The organism is Agriterribacter humi, from assembly GCF_009192765.1.
GTDB classification, from domain to species: Bacteria; Bacteroidota; Bacteroidia; order Chitinophagales; family Chitinophagaceae; genus Agriterribacter; species Agriterribacter humi.
In genome coordinates this window covers 402,974-424,788 of the sequence record NZ_VOHQ01000003.1, presented here as the reverse complement: position 1 = coordinate 424,788, position 21,815 = coordinate 402,974, and the positions used below count along the sequence as shown (strand labels likewise).

Genomic DNA, 21,815 nt, shown 5'->3' with positions numbered 1-21,815 from the left:
GAAAAAATTTACCTACTAAACAAGAAGGGAAAATTGGCTTTACGAAATTGGAACATACTACGTATAATAGTATGTGCTGCTGCAGTATTAATGTTTGGCGCCGGGGCATATGCCACCCCTGTGCATGCTGGTAATACATACCAGCTTAAAGATACTATACCCTTGCCCCCAGATTCACTGCCATTCCGGGATTCATTAAAATATCCCATATCAGACAGGCGGGGCGATCAGCTTACTTCATCACGGCTTCGTGGCTTTGATCTTAAAGACCCGGCCAACATTACCGATTCGGTGATTTACGATCCTAAGGAAAAGAAATATTATATCATTGAAAAAATAGGCAACAAGTATTACCGGAAACCCACATCCCTCACTTTTGAAGAATTTACCAGGATACAGGCAAGAAAGCAGGAAAATGATTATTTCAGGCAGCGTGCCAATACGATCAGTTTATTGAACAGAAGCCTCCTCCGCCCTAAGCTTACCGCTACCGATGATCTGTTTAACCGCTTGTTTGGAAATGGTAAAATTGATATTCGCCCCCAGGGTAATGTAACCATAACTGCTGGTTACCAGGGACAAAACATTAAAAACCCCACCTTGCCCGAAAGAGCCAGAAAAAACGGGGGCTTCGATTTCGACATGGCGGCAAATCTTAATGTGATCGCCAATATTGGCAGTAAAGTAAAGCTTCCCATTTCCTATAACACACAATCCACTTTCGATTGGGAAAACCAGTTGAAATTAGAATATACCGGCACTACAGACGAAATCATTAAAAAAATTGAACTGGGCAATACCAGTTTTGCATCAAAAGGCACTTTAATACCTGGTGCACAATCACTTTTTGGGATAAAAACACAATTGCAGTTTGGCAAACTTTGGGTAACCGGCGTATTTGCCACTCAAAAGTCACAAAGACAATCAAGAGCTTTACAGGGCGGTGCATCTACATCGCAAATTACAGTCAGGGGTGATGATTATGATGAGAACCGGCACTTTTTATTGGCGCAGTACTTTAACAAAAAGTATAACGATGCCATGAAAACCATACCGGTAATAAGCTCGCAGGTACAGGTAATGCGGCTGGAAGTTTGGGTAACCAACAGGATGGGCACCACTACCGATACAAGGGATATTGTTGGTTTGATGGATATTGGCGAACCCAATCCCTATGGCCCCTGGGGTGGATCAGGGAATGATCTTGAGCTGCCCGGAAACGATGCCAACAACCTCTATCGCCAGATTACCGGAAACCAGGCCAACAGGAACCCTTCTTTGGTAGTGGGCAACCTTACCGGGATGGGTTTGCGTCAGGTACAGGATTTTGAAAAGACCTTTGCCCGGAAACTTGATTCAAGCCAATATATTTTTAACCCGCAATTAGGGTACTTGTCACTAAACGGGGCGCTGCAACCCAACGAAGTTCTGGCAGTAGCCTTTCAATATTCCTATAACGGCCGGGTATACCAGGTAGGCGAGTTTTCACAGGATATCCCGGTTGATTCTGCCTCCGGCGTTCAGAAAGTGCTGTTCCTGAAATTATTAAAAGCCACATCAGCCCGCACCCAACTACCCATATGGGACCTGATGATGAAAAACATTTATACACTCAAAAGTGATAACGGGGATTATCTCTCCTCATTAGACCGTACTGACTTCCAGTTAAATGTTTTGTATGATGAACCCGGAGGAGGACAAAAAAGATATTTGCCGGAAGGCAACCAGGCAGGTGTGCCTTTACTTACTTTGCTGAATCTTGACCGGCTGAATAACCAAAACGATCCTCAGCCGGATGGCGTTTTTGACTTTATGGAAGGCTATACGGTTATGTCCGACAAGGCCCAGATCGTATTTCCCGTACTGGAGCCCTTTGGCCGCGACCTCGCCTTTGCGTTTAGTGATCCGGCCCTGCAACAAAAATATCTTTACCTTCCGCTATACGATACCATTAAAGCCATCGCCCAAACTTATGCCAATCTTAACCGCTTTGTAATGAAAGGAATGGCAAAGGCTTCTTCACTTGGACAATCCGAAATATCCCTGAATGCTTTTAATGTACCCCAGGGTTCTGTAACTGTTACCGCCGGGGGACGTGAATTGCAGGAAGGCGCCGACTATGAGGTAAATTATAGTTTGGGCACAGTTAAAATACTTAACCAGGCCATTCTCAGTTCGGGCATACCCGTAGATGTACAATTCGAAAACCAGGCAGCCTTTGGTATGCAGCAGCGCAATTATATGGGACTTCGTTTGGATTACCTGGCAAACAAAAATCTTACTATTGGCGCCACTGCAGTAAGGCTAAGCGAAAGACCCTATTTTACCAAAATGAGTTATGGTGAAGATCCCATACGCAATACCATGCTTGGTATGGATTTCAGCTACCGCAATGAAGTGCCGCGACTGAACAGGCTGTTAGACAAGCTTCCTTTTTATACCCCAGAAGGCGTGTCTACCCTTACAGCTTTTGGCGAAGCGGCAAAAATTATTCCCGGACATGCACCCCAAATCGGCAAAGGTAAAAATGGATTGATTTATATTGATGATTTTGAAGGAACAAGGGCCAGTATTGATTTACGTTTCCCGCTTATAAGCTGGGCTTTGGCCAGTACACCCTTAGGCGCCACCGATAAAGATGGTAATGTTCTTTTTCCCGAAGCGGGCGTTTACAATAATTATGATTATGGCAAAAACAGGGCAAAATTGGCCTGGTATAATATTGAACCGGTGCTGCAGGAAAGAAGGAACGCCAATAACCCGCTGCAAAACAACATAGAGGAACTTTCTGATCCGCGCGTACGTGCTGTTTCACAATCAGAAATATTCCCCTTACGAACACCGGATTTTGGGTTAAATCAATTGGTAACGTTTGACCTTGCATATTATCCAAAAGAAAGAGGTCCTTATAACTACGATGCTACCGGAATAGATGGTACCGGAAGATTGAATAATCCGTTAAAAAGGTGGGGTGGCATGATGCGTTCTATTGACCAGACAGATTTTGAAACCAATAATGTAGAGTTCATAGAATTCTGGATCCTGGATCCTTTTATAAAAAACACCAATAATACCGGCGGACAACTGTATTTTAATTTAGGCAATGTGTCGGAAGATATTTTGAAGGATGGCAAGAGAGCTTATGAAAATGGACTTCCCACGCCCAAAATTCCTGCCCAAACGGAGAATTCTATCTGGGGTACCGTTCCTGTTAATCCCATACAGGTTACCCAGGCGTTTAGTAACGAACCCGATGACAGGCCTTACCAGGATGTGGGTTATGATGGTAACAGGGATGAGGATGAACAAACATTGCATCAGCAATACCTGCAGGGATTACAAAGCACTGTTGGCGCCGGTTCACAGGCATACCAGCAGGCGCTCAATGATCCCTCTTCAGATAATTTCAGGTACTACCGGGATGGCGCATACGACCAATCCAATACAGGTATCCTTGGCCGTTATAAGAATTTCAACGGGCCACAGGGCAATTCTCCCGTATCATCGGGAAGCTCAGAATTTTCCTCTGCAGCCACCATGTATCCCGATGCCGAAGACCTTAATAAGGATAATACGCTCAATGAAAATGAAGAATATTTTCAGTACCGTATAGCAATTAAGCCTACAAACGATCCTGAAATGCAGATCGGTAATAATTTTATCATAGATAAAAAAGAAGTAGCTGTTCAGTTGGCGAACGGAAACAAAGAAAACCAGATATGGTACCAGTTTCGTGTTCCCATCAATGCATACGATAAAAAAATAGGAAACATCCCGGATTTTAAATCCATACAATTCATCAGGATGTTCCTTACCGGTTTCGAAGACTCTACCGTACTGCGTTTTGCCAAACTGGAACTGGTAAGGAATCAATGGAGGAAATTTACTTACGAATTAGATACGGCAGGCGTTTACAAGCCCATTGATGCATCCGACCCGGTAAACTTTAATGTAGGTGCAGTAAATATCGAAGAAAACGACCGGCGTCAGCCCATTCCCTATCGCATGCCCCCGGGTATTGAAAGAGTACAGTCGCTCAGTAATGGCGGCATTAATATTTTGCAGAATGAGCAATCCATGAACATGCAGATCTGTAATCTGCCTAATGGTGAATCAAGAAGTGTGTTTAAAACCCTGAACTTAGACATCAGGCAGTTTCGCAGGTTGATGATGTTCGTTCATGCAGAAAGTGTAAATGGCCAGCCAGCACTGGCAGACGGAAGAATTAATGCCGTAATAAGAATTGGCAATGATTTCATCAATAACTTTTATGAAATAAAAATACCACTGAAAATTACTCCTTCCGGTGCTACTGCCGATACAGATATATGGCCGGAAGAAAACAATCTTGATTTTGATCTCGGAATATTAGAACAACTAAAGGCAGAAAGAAACCTCCAATTGGTTAATCCCAATGCCATTTACCGCACAACCGTTGATAACCGTACGTATTCAGTAATCGGTAATCCCAACTTTGGTGAGGTAAAAGGATTTCTGGTAGGTATTGAAAATCCAGGCGATGGCACAGGATCACCCATTTGTACCGAAGTATGGATAAATGAATTGCGGCTTTCACAAATTGATGAAAAAGGAGGATGGGCCGCATTGGGCAGGGTTGATCTTGCACTTGCTGATTTGGGTACCCTTACCTTTTCGGGCAACACGCATAGCGTTGGCTTTGGGGCTCTGGAGCAAAGAGTAAACGAAAGGGCAAGAGATAATTTTGTTCAGTTTGATGCTGCTGCCAACCTTGAGCTGGGCAAATTATTACCCCGGGGCGCAGGAATAGAAATTCCTTTTTACGCCAGTGTATCCCAAACCATAAGCACACCGGAATACGACCCTTATGATATGGATATCAAACTGAAAGACAAGCTGGGGGCGGCACAGGGTAATTTAAAAGATTCTATAAGAAATGCAGCCATTGATATCACCACTATTAAAACAGTCAATTTCACCAATGTGCGGAAGGTGCTGCCCGAAGGTAAACGGCAAAGGATCTGGAGTATTTCCAATTTCGATCTCAGCTACTCCTATACTTCCATCAAACAGCACAATCCGCTGGTTGAAAACAATGAGATAAAAAAATATAAAGCGGGTATAGGATACAATTACACCGGCCAGGTAAAATCGTGGGAGCCATTCAAAAATATGTTCAAAAGTAAATCGGCATGGCTTGCTATGGTCCGTGATTTTAATCTCAATTTCACTCCTTCGCTTATTGGTATACGTTGGGATGTGAACCGGCAGTTTGGGGCCTTGCGGCCACGTGAAGTATACGTTCCCGGCACCGCTCCCAGCCCCTTTAAAATACCGGAAACCTACGACAAGTTTTTTACTTTCGACAGGCATTATAATTATCGCTGGGATATCAGCCGCTCTCTGAATTTCGATTTTGAAGCAATGAATAATGCCAGGATAGATGAGCCTGCCGGCAGACTGGATAATAAAGCCAAAAAAGATACCGTATTCAAAAATTTGTTTAAAGGAGGAAGAAATGTATTGTATAATCAAAGAACTGACCTTACCTATTCATTACCCACTTCCAAATTGCCACTATTAGACTGGACAAACGCAAACCTTGCATATAAAACAACCTATAGCTGGATAGGCGCATCGCGGTTAGCCATTAACCTCGGCAATACCATACAAAACAGCAATGCAAAATCCGCTACGGTTGATCTTGATTTTAACAGGCTGTATGGCAAATTCAGGATATTGAGGGCATTAGAGCAACAGGGCGATAACGCTCCCAAACCACCACCGGCAGCAGGCAATCAAAAAGCTGACACTTCCAATACCGGAAAAAAACGCGACCCGAATGAATTACCCGAACTGAATGGTTTTGTAAAAGGTATCGGTAAAATCATCACATCCGTTAAACGGATTAACTTTACTTACAGTGAGGGTGCTACTTCATTTATTCCTGGCTATACCGACAGCACAAAATACCTGGGGCAAAACTGGGGCAGCATGGCTCCGGGACTGGGTTTTATTTTGGGGAACCAACCCAATAGTGCCTGGCTCGACAGGGCAGCACAAAAAGGGTGGATATCAAGAGACAGTCTTCAGAATAATCTGACACGCCAAACCTTTGATCAGCAGTTTACGGCCACCGCTCAATTAGAGCCTGTACGTGACCTGCGTATTGATCTTAGCCTGAGCAAAACGTTCAACCGAACATATAGCGAATTGTTTAAAGATACGATCGGGAACGGGCAGTTTGGGCATCTTAATCCCTACGCAGGCGGCGGTTTCAGCATCAGCTATATTGCATTTCAAACCTTATTCAAAAAAACCGACCCTAATCTTATCAGCGAAACTTTCCAAAAATTCCAGGACTACAGGCTGATCATGTCGGAAAGATTAGGCGTTAAAAATCCATACAGCCAGGTAAAAGGGTCTGATGGATATTACCTCGGATACAGCCGGTATGCGCAGGATGTGCTGATTCCTTCTTTTGTTGCTGCTTATACCAATAAAGATCCTAACCAGGTATCGCTGTTAAAAACAGGCGGAACCAATGTGCGTTCCAACCCGTTTTCGGGGTACCTGCCAAAACCGAACTGGCATATTGAATATAGCGGACTGAACCGCATTGCACCTTTAGATAAAATATTCACCAGCTTTACCCTTCGTCACGATTACAAGAGCACACTCGGGATGAATGCATTTAATTCCAACCTGCTTTTCCAGGACAGGTGGAGACTGGGCTTCCCTTCTTTCCTGGACACCATGTCCAACAATTTCATTCCCTACTTTTTAGTGCCCAATATTACTATAGAAGAGCAGTTTGCCCCATTGCTGGGCATTGATTTTTCATTGACCAACCAGTTAGCCGTAAGATTTGAATATATTAAAAGCCGCACCCTGAGTTTAAGTCTTATTGATTACCAGCTAAGCGAAATGCGCTCTTCAGGCATCAATCTTAACGCATCATGGCGTATACGCGGCTTCTCATTGCCTTTCAACATTAACCTGTTCAATAAAAGCTCAGATACGACCAGTAAAAGAGCCGAAAGCGATGTGAAATTTACCATAGACTTTAGCGTAACGGACAATATTACTTCCAACAGCCGGCTCGACCAGGCCAACGCTTTTGCTACCCAGGGACAAAAAGTGATCACTATAAACCCTTCTATTGATTATGTATTAAGCAATCGTATACAACTAAAATTCTATTTCGACCAGCAAAGAACCATACCTTATATTTCTTCCTCAGCGCCAATGGTAACTACAAGGGCAGGCGTACAGGTTAATATATCGCTGGCGCAATAACAGGATTTGAGATTTGATATTTGATATTTAAAATTTGAAATGTCCCCAGACTTCGGCGGCAGCCGGTTTTTTTGTATATTTCACATTATGAAAACCATAATTATTACAGGAGCAAATGGAAATTTGGGGGCCGTTACGGTAAAAAAATTTATAGAGAATGATTACCGGGTAATTGCCGTTGCCCGTTCGGGAAGCGAATTGGGTTTTGCAAAAGACAACAAGAACTTTGAGTTGCACCAGTTAGATCTGGCCGATGAAAGTGCTTCCCTCCTTTTTATTAAAGAAGCGATCAGCTTATATGGCAGCATTGAAGCCGGTTTATTTTTGGCCGGTGGTTTTGGCATGGGCAATATAGAAAATACCACAGGTGATGATCTGAAAAAAATGTTTACTCTTAATTTTCAGACGGCTTACCATATTTCACGCATGTTGTTTCAGCACATGTTGCAAAATGATTATGGAAGGTTGATTTTCATAGGTGCAAAACCTGTAATTCAACCGGAACATGCAAAAAATTCAGTAGCCTATACCCTTTCCAAATCTTTATTATTTAATTTAGCCAATATACTGAATGCAGAAGCCAAAGGCAAAAACGTAACCGCCTCTGTTGTGGTACCCAGCACCATTGATACCGCACCTAACCGTGAAAGTATGCCCAATGCCGACTGGAGCAAATGGGTAAAATCCGAACAGGTTGCAGATGTGCTTGAATTTATCTGCAGCGATAAGGGACTTTCTTTACGGGAACCTGTATACAAGGTATATAATGATGCATAAGAGCAAGTTCGAAGCCAGGAATTCGAAGTCCGAAGAGAAATGCAACTATAAACTGCAACCATAAACCACAAATGATAAGCACACTCTGTAACCTGCACCCTGAAACCTGCAACCCCGCTCCTAACTCACCCCCGCTCCCGGTTCTATTGCTTCTTCGGTATTTATAAAATGCAGCTTGCCGTTTTTATCTTCTGCCATCAATATCATACCATTGCTTTCAATACCGCGCATTTTACGGGGTGCCAGGTTAGCAACAACTACCACCTGTTTCCCAATAATCTCTTCAGGTTTGAAATGCAATGCAATGCCCGAAACAATAATGCGCTTCTCGAAACCAAGATCAATTTCCAGCTTTAACAGTTTATCCGCTTTTTCTACTTTTTCGGCAGATAATATCTTCCCTGTTTTCAGATCCAATTTTGCAAAATCGTCGTAAACAATTTCCTGCTTAAGCATATTTTCCATCGGCTGAACCACATTGCCTCCGGCAGATTTTTTTTCAACATTTTGCGTATTGGAACCGGCAATAGCATTTGCCCTCAACTTCTCCACCTGTGCGGCTATTTCACTATCCTCTATTTTTCTGAACAGCAATTCAGGCGCACGTAAAGTATATCCCACGCTCAGTAATTTGAAGCTGCCTGCGTTTTCCCAGTCTAACATTTTTTCTACCACTTTCAGCATATGTAATATTTTCCGCGCAGTGACGGGTAAAAACGGGTTGATGAGAATGGCAAGATTAGCTGTGAGTTGCAGGCTCAGGTGGATACAATTATCTATTTGTTGCTGCCCGTTTTCCGCGCCGGCTTTCTTCCAGGGTTCCTTTTTTTGAAGATATTGATTACCCTTGCGGCTCAGGTCAATGATCTCGAACAAAGCTTCCCTAAACCTGTATTCCTCTATGGATTGTGTAACTTTTATTTTAGCAGCCTTGATATCCTCCATAAGCTGTTTATCATCTCCATCAATAATGGCATTATGAAAAGGGGGCACTTTGCCGCCGCACAATTTATGCATGAGCACCAGCGACCGGTTTACAAAGTTGCCGAAAATGGATACCAGTTCACTGTTATTCCTGTCCTGAAAATCTTTCCAGGTAAAATCATTGTCTTTGGTTTCGGGAGCATTGGCACATAGCACATACCGCAATACATCTTCGCATCCCGGAAAATCTTTGAGGTATTCGTGTACCCATACCGCCCAGTTGCGGCTGGTAGAAACTTTCTCTCCTTCAATATTTAAAAATTCATTAGCAGGTACATTATCGGGTAACACAAAGCCACCATGCGCTTTAAGCATGGCCGGAAAAATGATACAATGAAATACGATATTATCTTTACCAATAAAATGCACCAGTTTGGTATCTTCTTTACACCAGTAATCCGCCCATTGTTTTGTTAGCTCCTTTGTTGCACTGATATAGCCTATGGGCGCATCAAACCATACATACAATACTTTGCCTTCAGTACCAGGCAATGGAACTTTAACGCCCCAGTTGCTGTCGCGTGTCATCGCCCTGCTTTGCAATCCATTATCCAACCAGCTTTTACATTGTCCGTATACGTTATTCTTCCATTCTTTATGATCTTCCAGCACCCATTGCTTAAGCCACGGTTCATAATTTTGCAGAGGGAAATACCAGTGTTTGGTTAATTTTTTTACCGGCACAGCATCGCTCAGGGTGCTGCGGGGATTAATGAGTTGTTCGGGGCTAAGCGATGACCCGCATTTTTCGCACTGATCGCCATAAGCGTTAGGATTCCCGCATACAGGACAGGTACCGGTGATATACCTGTCGGCTAAAAAAGTATTGGTTTTTTCATCGTAGAATTGTTCCGTCTCTTTTTCTTCAAACAACCCGTCATCATACAATTTCTTAAAAAAATCTGCTGCTGTTTTATGATGAACAGGGTTGGTTGTTCGTGAATAGATGTCGAATGAAATGCCCATCTTTTCAAAACTATCTTTAATGATAGCATGATATTTATCAACGATCTGCTGCGGGCTCACCCCCTCTTTCATAGCCCTGATGGTAATAGGAACGCCGTGCTCATCGCTGCCGCCCACAAATTTAATATCCTGTTTTTGCGCTCTCTGGTAACGTACATAAATATCCGCAGGTATATAACAGCCTGCCAAATGACCTATATGCACCGGCCCATTTGCATAGGGTAATGCCGCTGTAACCAAAATTCTTTTATAATCTTTCATATTTGTTAAAAAGGAATGCAAAAGTAACTCAATATGGCGACATGCCTATATCAATTCGTAAAGCTTAATAACACCAAATGCTCCCATTTTGCCGTGAGGCTACAGCAATTATCTTGGCCAGACAATCTGCTAATCATAGCAATACCTACCCGATTAAGTATTGAGAATACTTAGATAAATAAAGGCTCTTATCCCGGAATTTCATACATTTACTGTCTTCTATAAAACTTGTTTTTATTCTTTACATCAAAAATAATCTTTTATGAAAAGTCTTCATTTTAGTTTTCGCAAAACAGCAATGCTTGCAACCGTAAGCTTTTGTTTCTTCGCTTTTGGAGCAAATGCGCAGGATGAATCCAAAACAGTTTCAGGCGAAGTGCTCGACATGGCCTGCTATATGGCTAAGGGCGCTCACGGTGAAAAGCATAAGGGATGTGCTGCAGCGTGTATAAAGGGTGGCGCCCCAATGGGCTTACTTACCAGTGATGGCAAAATATACTTACTGGTGGAAAATCACGATAAAAAAGAGGCGTATGCCAAAATAAAAGATCATGCCGGCGAAAAAATTACGGTTAAGGGTACTGCCTCAACAAAAGGTGGTTTGCAGGGTTTGGTTGTGGACGAATTGAAGGAAAAGAGCTAGTGTCAAGTCAATCAAATTATGTCTGTATATTATCGTGAGATGTGAGACGTGAAATGAACTTTCACGTCTCACGTTTGACATAACACGAGTATAGCACAACGTCTTTATATGAACTTTTGGTGTTGTTGGTGCTGCGATTGGCGTTTTGCAATGGCTGCATCAACAACATTTTCTTTTACTTTAAGGCATGAATCGAAAACATTTCCTTTCTTCCCTGTTTACGACCGGTGTTTCATTTAAAGCCTTATCGGCCTCCCTGCACAATCCGGATCCATCTATACGCATTCCCCAGCACCTTAAGTCCCGAGATGTGGTAGCCATTACTTCTCCTGCCGGATATATTACCATTGATGAACTTCAACCCGCAATAAAGCAGATAGAAAGCTGGGGGCTGAAAGTACGACTGGGCGATGCCATAGGGAAACGAGATTTTGGTTTTGGCGGAACCGACCATGAAAGAGCACAGGATTTTCAGCGGATGCTGGATGATCCATCCATAAAAGCCATTATGTGCGCAAGAGGTGGCTATGGCTCCATCCGGATCATTGATCAGCTTAATTTTTCAAAATTCCTTATCAAACCCAAATGGATCATTGGCTTCAGCGATATTACCGTTATGCATTGCCATATCAACAGCAATTACAAAGTAGCTACCATTCATTCAAAAATGTGCAATAGTTTTCCCGACGACTGGGTTCTAGCTGAACCTGTGCAGAGAGAAACCATCGAATCCATAAAAGATGCCTTAACAGGCGTAAAAATGAAATACACCGCTTTACCCAATTTAAAAAACCGGAATGGTATTACCGAAGGCACACTAACAGGAGGCAATTTAAAAACCATTGAAACGCTTGCCGGATCAAAATCTGAGATTAAAACTGCCGGCAAAATTCTATTTGTGGAAGATACAGGCGAATACCTTTACAGCATTGACAGAATGTTCTGGAACCTGAAACGTACCGGGAAGCTTTCGCATTTAAAAGGACTTATTATTGGCGGCTTTAAAATAAAGCCCGACGATCCGGGCGAAGAATTTGGAAGAACATTATATGATATTGTATGGGAAAAAGTGAAACCCTACAATTATCCTGTGTGCTTTGACTTTCCTGTAGGACATCAAAAAAACAATTATGCCCTTAAGTGCGGTGTATTGCATCGCCTAAGCGTTACCACTAATGGTGTGGAATTACGGGAAGTGTGAGAGAGATGTAAGTGAGATACAGAATTACAAACAAATTAACAGCGCTCAATAAATGATAAAAATACCTCCTTACCTTAAAAAAGGCGATACCATTGGCATTACCTGCCCCGCAGGATATATGGCGGCCGAAAAAGTACAGACCTGTATTGAGACATTGCAAGAATGGGGTTATAAAGTGAAAACCGGAAATACAGTTGGTGGCACTTCAACCACTTATTTTTCCGGTACCGATGAAGAAAGATTAGCCGAGTTTCAGCAAATGCTGGATGATAAAAATATAAAGGCCATTTTATGCGGACGCGGTGGTTATGGCGCTGGGCGCATAGTTGAGCATATTGATTTTAAAAAATTAAAAAAATATCCCAAATGGATCATTGGCTTCAGTGATATTACCATTTTACATACCCACATTTATTCCAACTACCGTATCGCTACCCTGCATGCCCCTATGGCTGCCGCTTTTAATGATGAGGAATATAAAAACGAGTATGTACAATCTTTAAAAAAAGCCTTAACAGGTAAAAGAGCAAAATATATCTGCGAAACAAATGCGCTGAATATAAAAGGTAAAGCTTCAGGACAGTTAGTAGGGGGCAACCTCTCCTTGTTAGCACATGTTACAGGTACTTCTTCCGACATTCAAACCAAAGGCAAAATACTCTTTATAGAAGAAACAGGTGAATACCTGTACAGTGCCGACCGGATGCTGTATCAATTAAAACGCAGCGGGAAATTAAATAAGCTGGCAGGTTTAGTAATTGGCGGATTTACGGATATGAAAGATACCACAAGACCTTTTGGGAAAACGATATACGAAATTATTTTCGATATTGTAAAAGCTTATGATTACCCGGTTTGTATGGGCTTCCCGGTAAGTCACGATAAGGAAAATTATGCATTAAAAGTGGGTGTTGTTTATCATTTAAACGTTGCACAAAAAAAAGTAGTGCTTCAGGAAATGCCTTAATGCTGCTGTATTGCATAATAAAAACAATGGTAACAAAAAGGGCCACCCAAATATACTTCAGGCAGCCCGTATCTAACCGTCCAATATTCTTTAATACTATTGTTTCAGGAGCTTCCGGGAACCAACTGTGCCATTTTCACCTGTGATTTTGATGATATAAAATCCTTTTTCAAACCGGGCGGTTTCCGCAATAACGATATTGTTGTTGCCACTGGTTACCGTTGTTGCCTTTACCAATTGCAGTTGTCCCTGAAGATTAAAAATGGCAATACTGATCTTTTCTTTCCGGAAGGATGGATAACTGATGTTGACCTGGCTGGTAAAGGGATTAGGCGAAGCTGCAATACCGTTAACCGCCTTGGAACCAAACCTGATTGTCTTAATATCACTATATTTTTCTATGCCACCGGGTTCTATAACTTTAATGCGATAGTATACTATTGCCGGCTGATTAGAGGGTAATTCCCTGTCATAATATTGATATGTCGCATTATCCTGTCGCGGCATTTTAATAAGCGGAACAAATTCTTTTCCATTGTTACTGCGCTGCACCTCAAACAATGTTCCGGGATCAGATTCGGCAGACCAGTTTAATACGGGTATTTGATTCGCAAGGCTTACAGAAAAATCATTCCACACCAGGGGCAATATGATGGGAGCGGAAGCAGTATAACAGGGATAAATGGAGGCGGTTGCAGTATCTGGCGCCTGAAATGGAAAATATATAGTGTTGGGATGCACAGTACCCCACTGATCATCAAATATTTGGGTAGTTGTGCTGCGGTTTACCGTATACACTTTTAAGGTATCGGTAGTATACCCGTTTATCCCTATCGTTCCGCTACCAGTGGTTTTACCCGTTAAATACATAAAGCCATTTCCTTTTATAATGCCGTAGTTGGTAAATTTTACAGCTTTGATAATGCCATGGCCCAGGCTTATAAAGGTTCCCTTTTTATTATTAGTGAATTCGGATGCCTTTTGATCATTAGAAGCCCAAAATAGTCCGCTGTTATAAACCATACCTGAATTAATAGTAATCGTTTTTCCTGATGCCATTCTGCAGGTATTGGTTATGGTAGCATCGCTATTCACCGTAATGCTTTTTTGAGCATACCAGTATCCTTCATTTTGTAATTGCCCGTTACCTATGGCAAAATCTTCTCCTATCAAAACATTCTTCCTGTTTATTATGGAAACAGATGCGTAAGTACTGAGATCTTTCTCTATAATTATTTCTCCATAATTGATAAAATGGCTTCCATTTGCATTTAAAGCAAGAGAACCCGTAAAGTGAATGGTCGCATTATTAGCGTTGGTCCAGGTTTGTGCACCGCCATTCATCTGGGCATTTCCGTTAACCGTAGTGGCGCCATAATTTTGCAATTCAAAGCCGTCCGCTGTTTGGAGGGAAGGTAAAATAGCTGAACCGTATACAATATATTTACTGTGGTAACCATTTACCGAGGAGGGTTTAAAAGTAGCGCCAACGGCTATTGTTACTTTGCCTCCCTGGTCCCAGTCATTTATTTTTCCCGTAAAAGTGCCTTGCCTGATATAAAGACTGTCGCCGGTTTTTAAAGTGTAAGTTGCGGAACTGCCATTATCAACATAGGTAGTTTGCGAAAAAACTGAACATGATAGCATAACAAAGAAAAGAACAAGGGTAAAATTCTGTTTCATTTTATAGGGTTTAAGGTTTTACCAAGTGCTTTTACAAATAATCCCCTATTGTTTATAGGAAAGACATTTATTTTATTCTAAAAGTTTACACTTAGTAAACTGGGCGCAAAGTAACTGTACTTTTACTAAAAAAGCATAGTATTTTTACGATTTTGACTTTTGCTAATGGAATGAAACTACACGGAACAGGTTGAGAAAGAGGGAGCTATATACTAAAGCCCTGAGACTAATAGAAGATACGGTGACGGCTATTTTATAATACCATCTACCAAGGAAATCTATGCGTGGTTTTTAGGGTAATCAAAAAACCAAAATTGTTTGGGAGCTTTTCGGAAGTCCTGCCATTCTTTGATATTGGCTTTTATTGCAAAAATGCCACAGGTAGGAATATTGTCTACTTTAATCTCATTAGTGAGGAGATTTACAAAATTGGTAATAGCAGGATTGTGGGAACATATTGCAAGATGGTGAAACTGGTTTGCAGTACCTTCTATTACTTCATAAAATATATCAGTGGAAGGCAGGTATAGTTCTGGTTTCAAAACAAGGATGCTTTCGGGCAACCCATAAGCCTTAATAAAAAATTCGGCTGTTTTTCTGGCTCTGTTGGCAGGGCTGGAAATAAAGGAGTCGAGAGGAACTTTTCTGCTTATCAGGTGCCTTGCCATCTCCGGGGCGTCTTTCTTACCCCGTTCATTCAGAGAACGGTCGAAATCGCTTACAGATGCATTATCCCAACTGCTTTTGGCATGGCGAATGAATAATACAGACTTCATCTGTTCTCATACATTTAGGGGAACAATAGTTTAACGATAGGAGCATACTTATAATGAAAATTTCAAAAGGGTACTTCATTACAATCTAGAAAACAATATAGGAAATGCAGGATCTAAAAACGGGTGCAAAAAGCATTTCAGTGTTTGAACAAAAATCAAGCCAACAATCTGTTAATATCCCCTGATATTCTTTCCTTCCATAAAATTTATGAACGCTTTATTCACAACCCTGTTGCCGCCCGGGGTAGGGTAATTACCGGTAAAATACCAGTCGCCTGTATTGGTAGGGCATGACTCATGAAGATCCTCAATAGTTTGGTATATCACATCAACCGGTATAGTAACATCCGGCGGTGTAATGAGTTGTGCTATTTTTTTAGATATACCCTCCGCTGTAAATGGCTTATAAACTCCGCGCACTACGTTTTCGGTATGTAACTGGTTGTTCCTTTCCATCTCCCTGCATTTATTGTACAAATCCTGCAGAATATAGTCCATTTTTTGTTCCTTGAGCAAGATGATAGCTGCCTGAAAAGCAATAAAATCATTCATCTTACTCATATCAATGCCATAACAATCCGGGTACCTTATTTGTGGAGCCGAAGAAACAATGATAATTCTTTTGGGTTCAAGTCTTGACAGCATCTTTATTATGCTCTCTCTAAGCGTAGTACCACGCACAATGGAGTCGTCAATTACTACGACAGTGTCTTCCCCTTTCTTTATTGATCCATAGGTGATATCGTAAACATGCTGTACCAATTCATTACGGCTAACATCTTCCGTAATAAACGTTCTCATTTTCACGTCTTTATTGGCGATTTTTTCAACCCGGATGCGCCGGTTGATCATTTCAGCAAGCTTTTCTTCATCATAATCCTTTCCCCAGGAGGTTATTCGCTGTACTTTAATTTTATTCAAATAGTTCTCCATACCCTTTAACAAGCCATAAAAAGCTACTTCCGCGGTATTGGGAATAAATGAAAAAACAGTGTTTTTAAGATCATGATCAATTGCTTTAAGCACATGGTCGCTTAAATGATTTCCTAAGGCTATTCTTTCCTTATAAATTTTTTTATCGTTACCCCGGGAAAAATAGATCCGTTCGAAGCTGCAGGCTTTACGCTCCCTGGGCTCAATAATCTGTTCAATCCCGTAACTGCCGTCTGCCCGTACAATCAATGCATGGCCGGGCATGAGCTCTTTCACTTCACTTTCCCCAACATTAAACGTAGTACGGATAGCGGCACGTTCTGAAGCCGCCACAATAATATCATCGCTTATATAATAATAGGAAGGACGTATGCCATGAGCGTCACGCATAACAAAACCATCCCCGTTGCCGATAAGCCCGCCTACATGGTAACCGCCATCAAAAAGACTTGCTGATTTCCTTAATACATTCACAATATCAAGCCTTTCAGGATGCTGCTCATCTTCTTTAACCAAAAAATGATGGACCACTTCCATCATTGCAGCAAGATCACTTTGCTTTTGAAATACGCCAGGTTCAATATTCACTAAAGCAAACAGTTCTTCTGTATTTACAAGATTAAAATTACCGGCTAATGCAAGGTTTAAAGCCGGAATAGTATGACATTTAATAAAAGGGTGACAAAATTCAACATTATTTCTTCCCTGCGTACCGTACCGCAAATGGCCCAGTAATAACTCTCCCATAAACCGCATATTGCCTTTCATCAGCCCAGGGTGCTTTTTTAATTCCGGCTGATATTTTTCCAATTCGGCAATTTCTTCCGATACCTGGCGGAACAAATCGGCAATAGCCATGTTTTGAATACTGCGGATACGATGCATAAATGGATAGCCGGGCTCTGTATTCAGTTTAATCGTAGCTATCCCCGCCCCGTCCTGCCCCCGGTTATGCTGTTTTTCCATAAGCAGGTACAGCTTATTAAGTCCGTACATTACAGTACCATATTGCTGCAGGTAATACGAGAAGGGTTTCCTTAGTCTTATAAATGCCAGTCCGCATTCATGTTTTATAGGATCGCTCATGAAGAATATTAAAAAAGAAGCCGCAAAGGTACATGGTTTATACTAAAGAATCAGTAACAACAATAATGGAGAATTACTAAATTTTTGCTTTTATAAAAAAAATGCCCGCGGAAAATCCGGCAGGCACCAACGGCTATCTTTCATAGTAGCGCACTTTTGCGCTTTAACTGTTTCGTTTTGACTTTAATTGTTCTAAAATCTTACGCTGGGTTTCTACTTCCGTTACCTGGGTTTCCTGCTTTTTTTTGTTGTCTTCAAGATCTTCCTGGAGGTTCTTGATCTTCTTTTCTAATGAAGCCTGGTCTTTTACCAGGTCGTCATATTTCTTTTGAGTTTTTTTAGTAACCTCCTCCTGGTCCCGGATATCTTTTTCCAATCGCTCAGTTACAGTGTAAGAAGCAATGCTGCTGTAAAAACCATCTCCCGACAACATGTTGTTTTCGAAGGGTACAGGTGTTGCCTGGTCACCCGGTTTACTCGCAAAAAAATACACCAGGCTGGCTTCTTTTTCTTTCCTGCTTTTTCTTTCTACTTTTATATACAGGTCACTACGTTCATTACTGATTTCCGGATCGTCAATATCTTTAAATATCATCCAGCCTTTGCTTTCCTTCGGCTTATATCCCGATTTGAGCATTTTGCTTTTTATGGCCTGCTCTACAATATCCGGCGCGTCACTTATTTCCATTGACTTTACCGTTCTTTTGGCTTTATTGAACTCCACAACCGCTTCGCCAACCTGGGCGGACACTGTTATACCACAGGCAATAGATATCAAAAGAAGTAAAAAATATTTTTTCATATACTCATTTGTAATAAGAGACTATATATTACAGAAAAAAGGTTGCATCCCTATAAAAATTTCATTCCAAAAAGCAAAAGCACAATAAAAACCATTACGCTGAAGCCGGGAAAGAAAAACTATAGCATGTGAACCCGAACGGGAGAAATTGATTATTCAAAAGGGTTTGTGATCAAAATACTTATTCCACTTATCTTTACCGCACTCTTTTTCGTTTAAACATTTTTGTTTTTGGCAGGCATTAAACAATTAGCAGGACAAACGTTATGGTATGGAGTAAGCAGTATTATTGCCAGGCTGCTAACTTATATACTTACCCCTTACCTTACGTTAAAGCTAAGCGGGGGAAGCTATGGCGATATGACCCTGGTTTACGCCCTTACTTCTTTCTTAAATGTCATTTATACCTACGGGTTAGAAACCGGCTTTTTCCGGTTTAGTCAGCACCCGCAGTACAAAAAGGATTTGTATAATACTACAAGTATTTCAATCATTACTTCTACCATTTTGCTTACAGGATTATTGTTGCTATGTACATCGCCGCTGGCCAGTTTTGCTAATGTAGCCGATCATCCTGAGTACATTACCATTGCTATACTGATAGTAGCTTTTGACAGCCTTTCTACTATACCCTTTGCCAGGCTACGGCAGGATGGCAGACCACTAAAATATGCCTTTGTCCGTTTAACTTCTGTACTTTTAAATATTGGCACACTCTATTTCCTGCTATCCGTTACGCCAAAACTTGCAGCTTCAAACCCCAACAGCGTTTTTTCCGTCCTGAACAATAAAAACATGGGGACTACCTATGTTATTATCGCCAACCTGTTTCAGTCTGCTTTTGCGGTATTATTATTATGGAGCGAATTCCGGTTAATCCGCTGGCACTTTAATGTAAAATTATGGAAGGAAATCATGATCTATTCCCTGCCCATGTTAGTAGTGGGGTTTGGAGGTATGGTTAACGAAACAATTGACCGCCTGATGCTGGGGTGGTGGGGTGTACCGCCAGCCGGTGGCGATATGAAGGTTGAAATAGGCACATATGGCGCCTGTTATAAATTAGCAATTCTGATAACAGTTTTTATACAAGCCTTCCGCCTGGGAGCAGAACCCTTTTTCTTTAAGCAGGCCTCCGGTGAAAATCCCCAGCGTATCTACGCAAGAGTGATGAAATTTTTTGTGATCATTATTTGTGTTATGTTCCTTTTTGTGGCATTGTACATGGAGGCATGGAAATATTTTATACAAAATCCTGTTTTTTGGGAGGGGCTGAAAATTGTACCTGTCCTTTTATTGGCCAACATGTTCCTGGGCATTTATTATAACTTGTCGGTATGGTATAAAATAACCAATAAAATATCAGCAGGCGCATGGATCACTATTGGAGGGGCACTGATCACTATTTTTATTAATTACCTGTTTATTCCACGCTTTGGTTATATGGCAAGTGCCTGGGCAACCTTTTTCTGCTATCTTGCCATGATGGTAAGTTGCTATATATGGGGACAAAAAGAATACCCTGTTCCTTATGCCTGGAAAAAACTCAGTGCCTATATTGTTATTGTGGTTTTATTGTTTTACCTGCACAAGCTGCTAACACACTTATGGTCTAATATGGCTTTTAATTATACTACGGCTACTGTAATATTAGGCGCCTTCCTGCTTTTTGTTCTTAAAATAGAAAAGAATGAGTTTCAGAAACTTCCTGTTGTGGGCAGGCTTTTAAAGTAAAAAATATGTACTTCTACATTAAAGCGCTTCATATTATTTTTATAGTAACCTGGTTCAGCGGTATGTTTTACATAGTGCGCCTGTTTATTTACAATACGGAAGCCGCAGAAAAACCGGAACCGGCCAAAACCATACTCCACGACCAGTACCGTATTATGATCAAAAGATTGTGGATGGGCATTACCTGGCCTTCTGCTGTACTTACCCTCGTTTTCGGATCATGGATGTGGTATATGCTGGGTTCTCTGCCAGGCTGGCTGATTATTAAACTTTGCTTTGTACTGGGATTATTTTTATATCATTTTTCCCTGCAACACATTTACACCCAGCAAATGAAAGGCATTTTCCGCTGGTCATCCCGGCAATTAAGAATATGGAATGAAGTAGCGACCATTTTTTTGGTTGCTATTGTAATGCTGGTTTCCGTAAAACAAAATATGAGCTGGGCCTGGGGATTATTGGGACTAATAGCTTTTGTAATTGCTTTAATGAGTGCAATAAAAGTATACAGAAGGCTGAGGGAGAAAGAATCCAAGGGGAGGAAATAATCGGAAAGACAAAGAACCCAGAACCAAACTACAAAAAACAAAAAAATCCTGTCCGCCATGGTAGATACAAAACCCCGAAGAATTAAATTTCGAAATCCGAAGACAAATGCAACCATAAACCACATATAATAAACGATAGGCCCAGATGGAAACGCGTTTTCCCTGAAACCTGAAACCTTTAAAAACTAATGTATGCAATACAACACCGATAGCATCAACCATCTTATCCGTAACAGGCGTTCCGTATTTCCGGACCAGTTTGATACAGGCAAATACATACCCGATGAAATCATTGAAAATATATTGATCAATGCCACATGGGCGCCAACGCACGGGCAAAATGAGCCCTGGCATTTCTCTGTATATACAGGAGACGGGATAAAACAACTGGCTTCATTCCAAAGTGAATTGTATAAGCAGGAATCCGGAAGTAAGTTTACAGAAAGCAAATACATTAAATTACAGCAGCAGCCTCTAAAAGCCTCGCATATTATTGCTTTGGGCATGAAACGGGACGCAAATAGCAAAATACCTGAAATAGAAGACATAGAAGCTGTTGCCTGTGCGGTGCAAAATATTTATCTTTCTGTTGCTGCATATGGATTAGGAGGATACTGGACTACAGGGGGCATCACTTATTATGAAAAAGCTAAAAGTTTTTTTGGACTGGGAGAAACGGATAAGTTACTTGGCTTTTTTTATACCGGTTATATTGCTGTTCCTTCTGCAAAAGGCAAACGTATCCATATAAATCGGAAGGTAAGCTGGATCCGTTAACCCAAAGCGTTAGATGTATTTTCTAAAAAAGGATACTGACTGAAAGTAGAAGTGAACGACAGCACTGATTAAATAAGAGTGTTGTTAAAATAATGCAAAATCAATAAAAAAATAAGCTCTCTATTTTTAGTCCGGCGGTTATGTAAAAGAAGAAGGGAGCACGACTGCTCCCCTCGATCCCTAATCCCTAAACCCTGGAAAAACTTAGTATTTTTATTTAAAGAAATCTATGTGTTTGTATTTAAAGAATGAAAACACTTACTTAAAATGCTGCTGTCTTCGTATGTAAGTCTTTAATTTTCAGAAACTGTGCCAAACTTTAAAGATGTGGATAAGTGAACATCTTTCACCTCATTAAATACCATTGATTACAAACCTTATAACCACTTTGAGGTATAA

Annotated in this window: 13 protein-coding genes; 8 read left to right on the top strand and 5 right to left on the bottom strand. The window is 41.2% G+C overall.

The features are described 5' to 3' along the window. Positions 1 to 33 precede the first annotated feature (33 nt). Together sov and FRX45_RS08150 are read left to right on the top strand one after the other, a co-directional pair. Positions 34 to 7,278: a T9SS outer membrane translocon Sov/SprA gene (sov, locus tag FRX45_RS08155; protein ID WP_226805101.1), complete on the top strand. Its 7,245-nt coding sequence runs from the start codon at positions 34 to 36 to the stop codon at positions 7,276 to 7,278. A gap of 87 nt (positions 7,279 to 7,365) precedes the next feature. After that, positions 7,366 to 8,055: an SDR family NAD(P)-dependent oxidoreductase gene (locus FRX45_RS08150; RefSeq protein WP_193311628.1), complete on the top strand. Its 690-nt coding sequence runs from the start codon at positions 7,366 to 7,368 to the stop codon at positions 8,053 to 8,055. 120 nt (positions 8,056 to 8,175) lie between these two features. Here FRX45_RS08150 and metG read toward each other — a convergent pair whose 3' ends face one another. After that, on the bottom strand, positions 8,176 to 10,266 hold the full coding sequence (gene metG, locus FRX45_RS08145) for a methionine--tRNA ligase (RefSeq protein WP_152267902.1): 2,091 nt from the start codon (positions 10,264 to 10,266) through the stop codon (positions 8,176 to 8,178). A gap of 262 nt (positions 10,267 to 10,528) precedes the next feature. On the opposite strand from metG, the gene FRX45_RS08140 reads away from it, so the two are divergent. From FRX45_RS08140 to FRX45_RS08130, 3 genes are all read left to right on the top strand, one after another. Then, positions 10,529 to 10,909 (top strand): hypothetical protein, encoded by a 381-nt coding sequence (locus FRX45_RS08140; RefSeq protein ID WP_152267901.1) that lies wholly within the window; start codon positions 10,529 to 10,531, stop codon positions 10,907 to 10,909. A gap of 187 nt (positions 10,910 to 11,096) precedes the next feature. Then, on the top strand, positions 11,097 to 12,110 hold the full coding sequence (locus FRX45_RS08135) for a S66 peptidase family protein (protein ID WP_152267900.1): 1,014 nt from the start codon (positions 11,097 to 11,099) through the stop codon (positions 12,108 to 12,110). Positions 12,111 to 12,162: 52 nt separating this feature from the next. After that, positions 12,163 to 13,077, top strand: a complete 915-nt coding sequence (locus tag FRX45_RS08130; protein WP_152267899.1) for a S66 peptidase family protein — start codon at positions 12,163 to 12,165, stop codon at positions 13,075 to 13,077. A 96-nt stretch (positions 13,078 to 13,173) separates the two neighbouring features. Here FRX45_RS08130 and FRX45_RS08125 read toward each other — a convergent pair whose 3' ends face one another. The 4 genes from FRX45_RS08125 to FRX45_RS08110 form a co-directional block, all read right to left on the bottom strand. Next, a complete protein-coding gene (locus FRX45_RS08125; RefSeq protein WP_152267898.1) occupies positions 13,174 to 14,760 on the bottom strand; it encodes a T9SS type A sorting domain-containing protein in 1,587 nt (528 codons plus the stop codon). Positions 14,761 to 15,038: 278 nt separating this feature from the next. Then, on the bottom strand, positions 15,039 to 15,536 hold the full coding sequence (locus FRX45_RS08120) for a SixA phosphatase family protein (RefSeq protein ID WP_152267897.1): 498 nt from the start codon (positions 15,534 to 15,536) through the stop codon (positions 15,039 to 15,041). Between the two features lie 171 nt (positions 15,537 to 15,707). Then, the gene (locus FRX45_RS08115) at positions 15,708 to 17,555 is read right to left on the bottom strand and encodes an amidophosphoribosyltransferase (RefSeq protein ID WP_152267896.1); all 1,848 of its coding nucleotides are present in this window, start codon (positions 17,553 to 17,555) and stop codon (positions 15,708 to 15,710) included. A 163-nt stretch (positions 17,556 to 17,718) separates the two neighbouring features. Further along, positions 17,719 to 18,357: a hypothetical protein gene (locus FRX45_RS08110; RefSeq protein ID WP_152267895.1), complete on the bottom strand. Its 639-nt coding sequence runs from the start codon at positions 18,355 to 18,357 to the stop codon at positions 17,719 to 17,721. Positions 18,358 to 18,588: 231 nt separating this feature from the next. On the opposite strand from FRX45_RS08110, the gene FRX45_RS08105 reads away from it, so the two are divergent. The 3 genes from FRX45_RS08105 (at position 18,589) to FRX45_RS08095 (ending at position 21,416) form a co-directional block, all read left to right on the top strand. Next, positions 18,589 to 20,091 (top strand): lipopolysaccharide biosynthesis protein, encoded by a 1,503-nt coding sequence (locus tag FRX45_RS08105; protein ID WP_152267894.1) that lies wholly within the window; start codon positions 18,589 to 18,591, stop codon positions 20,089 to 20,091. Between the two features lie 5 nt (positions 20,092 to 20,096). Then, a complete protein-coding gene (locus FRX45_RS08100; RefSeq protein ID WP_152267893.1) occupies positions 20,097 to 20,639 on the top strand; it encodes a CopD family protein in 543 nt (180 codons plus the stop codon). A gap of 192 nt (positions 20,640 to 20,831) precedes the next feature. Beyond that, positions 20,832 to 21,416, top strand: a complete 585-nt coding sequence (locus FRX45_RS08095) for a nitroreductase family protein (RefSeq protein WP_152267892.1) — start codon at positions 20,832 to 20,834, stop codon at positions 21,414 to 21,416. Positions 21,417 to 21,815: the final 399 nt, after the last annotated feature.

Excerpts from the sequence above, each read along its gene's own strand:
- FRX45_RS08150 (WP_193311628.1), top strand. The coding sequence starts at position 7,366 with ATGAAAACCATAATTATTACAGGAGCAAATGGAAATTTGGGGGCCGTT.
- metG (WP_152267902.1), bottom strand. The coding sequence starts at position 10,266 with ATGAAAGATTATAAAAGAATTTTGGTTACAGCGGCATTACCCTATGCA.
- FRX45_RS08140 (WP_152267901.1), top strand. The coding sequence starts at position 10,529 with ATGAAAAGTCTTCATTTTAGTTTTCGCAAAACAGCAATGCTTGCAACC.
- FRX45_RS08135 (WP_152267900.1), top strand. The coding sequence starts at position 11,097 with ATGAATCGAAAACATTTCCTTTCTTCCCTGTTTACGACCGGTGTTTCA.
- FRX45_RS08130 (WP_152267899.1), top strand. The coding sequence starts at position 12,163 with ATGATAAAAATACCTCCTTACCTTAAAAAAGGCGATACCATTGGCATT.
- FRX45_RS08125 (WP_152267898.1), bottom strand. The coding sequence starts at position 14,760 with ATGAAACAGAATTTTACCCTTGTTCTTTTCTTTGTTATGCTATCATGT.
- FRX45_RS08120 (WP_152267897.1), bottom strand. The coding sequence starts at position 15,536 with ATGAAGTCTGTATTATTCATTCGCCATGCCAAAAGCAGTTGGGATAAT.
- FRX45_RS08115 (WP_152267896.1), bottom strand. The coding sequence starts at position 17,555 with ATGAGCGATCCTATAAAACATGAATGCGGACTGGCATTTATAAGACTA.
- FRX45_RS08110 (WP_152267895.1), bottom strand. The coding sequence starts at position 18,357 with ATGAAAAAATATTTTTTACTTCTTTTGATATCTATTGCCTGTGGTATA.
- FRX45_RS08100 (WP_152267893.1), top strand. The coding sequence starts at position 20,097 with ATGTACTTCTACATTAAAGCGCTTCATATTATTTTTATAGTAACCTGG.
- FRX45_RS08095 (WP_152267892.1), top strand. The coding sequence starts at position 20,832 with ATGCAATACAACACCGATAGCATCAACCATCTTATCCGTAACAGGCGT.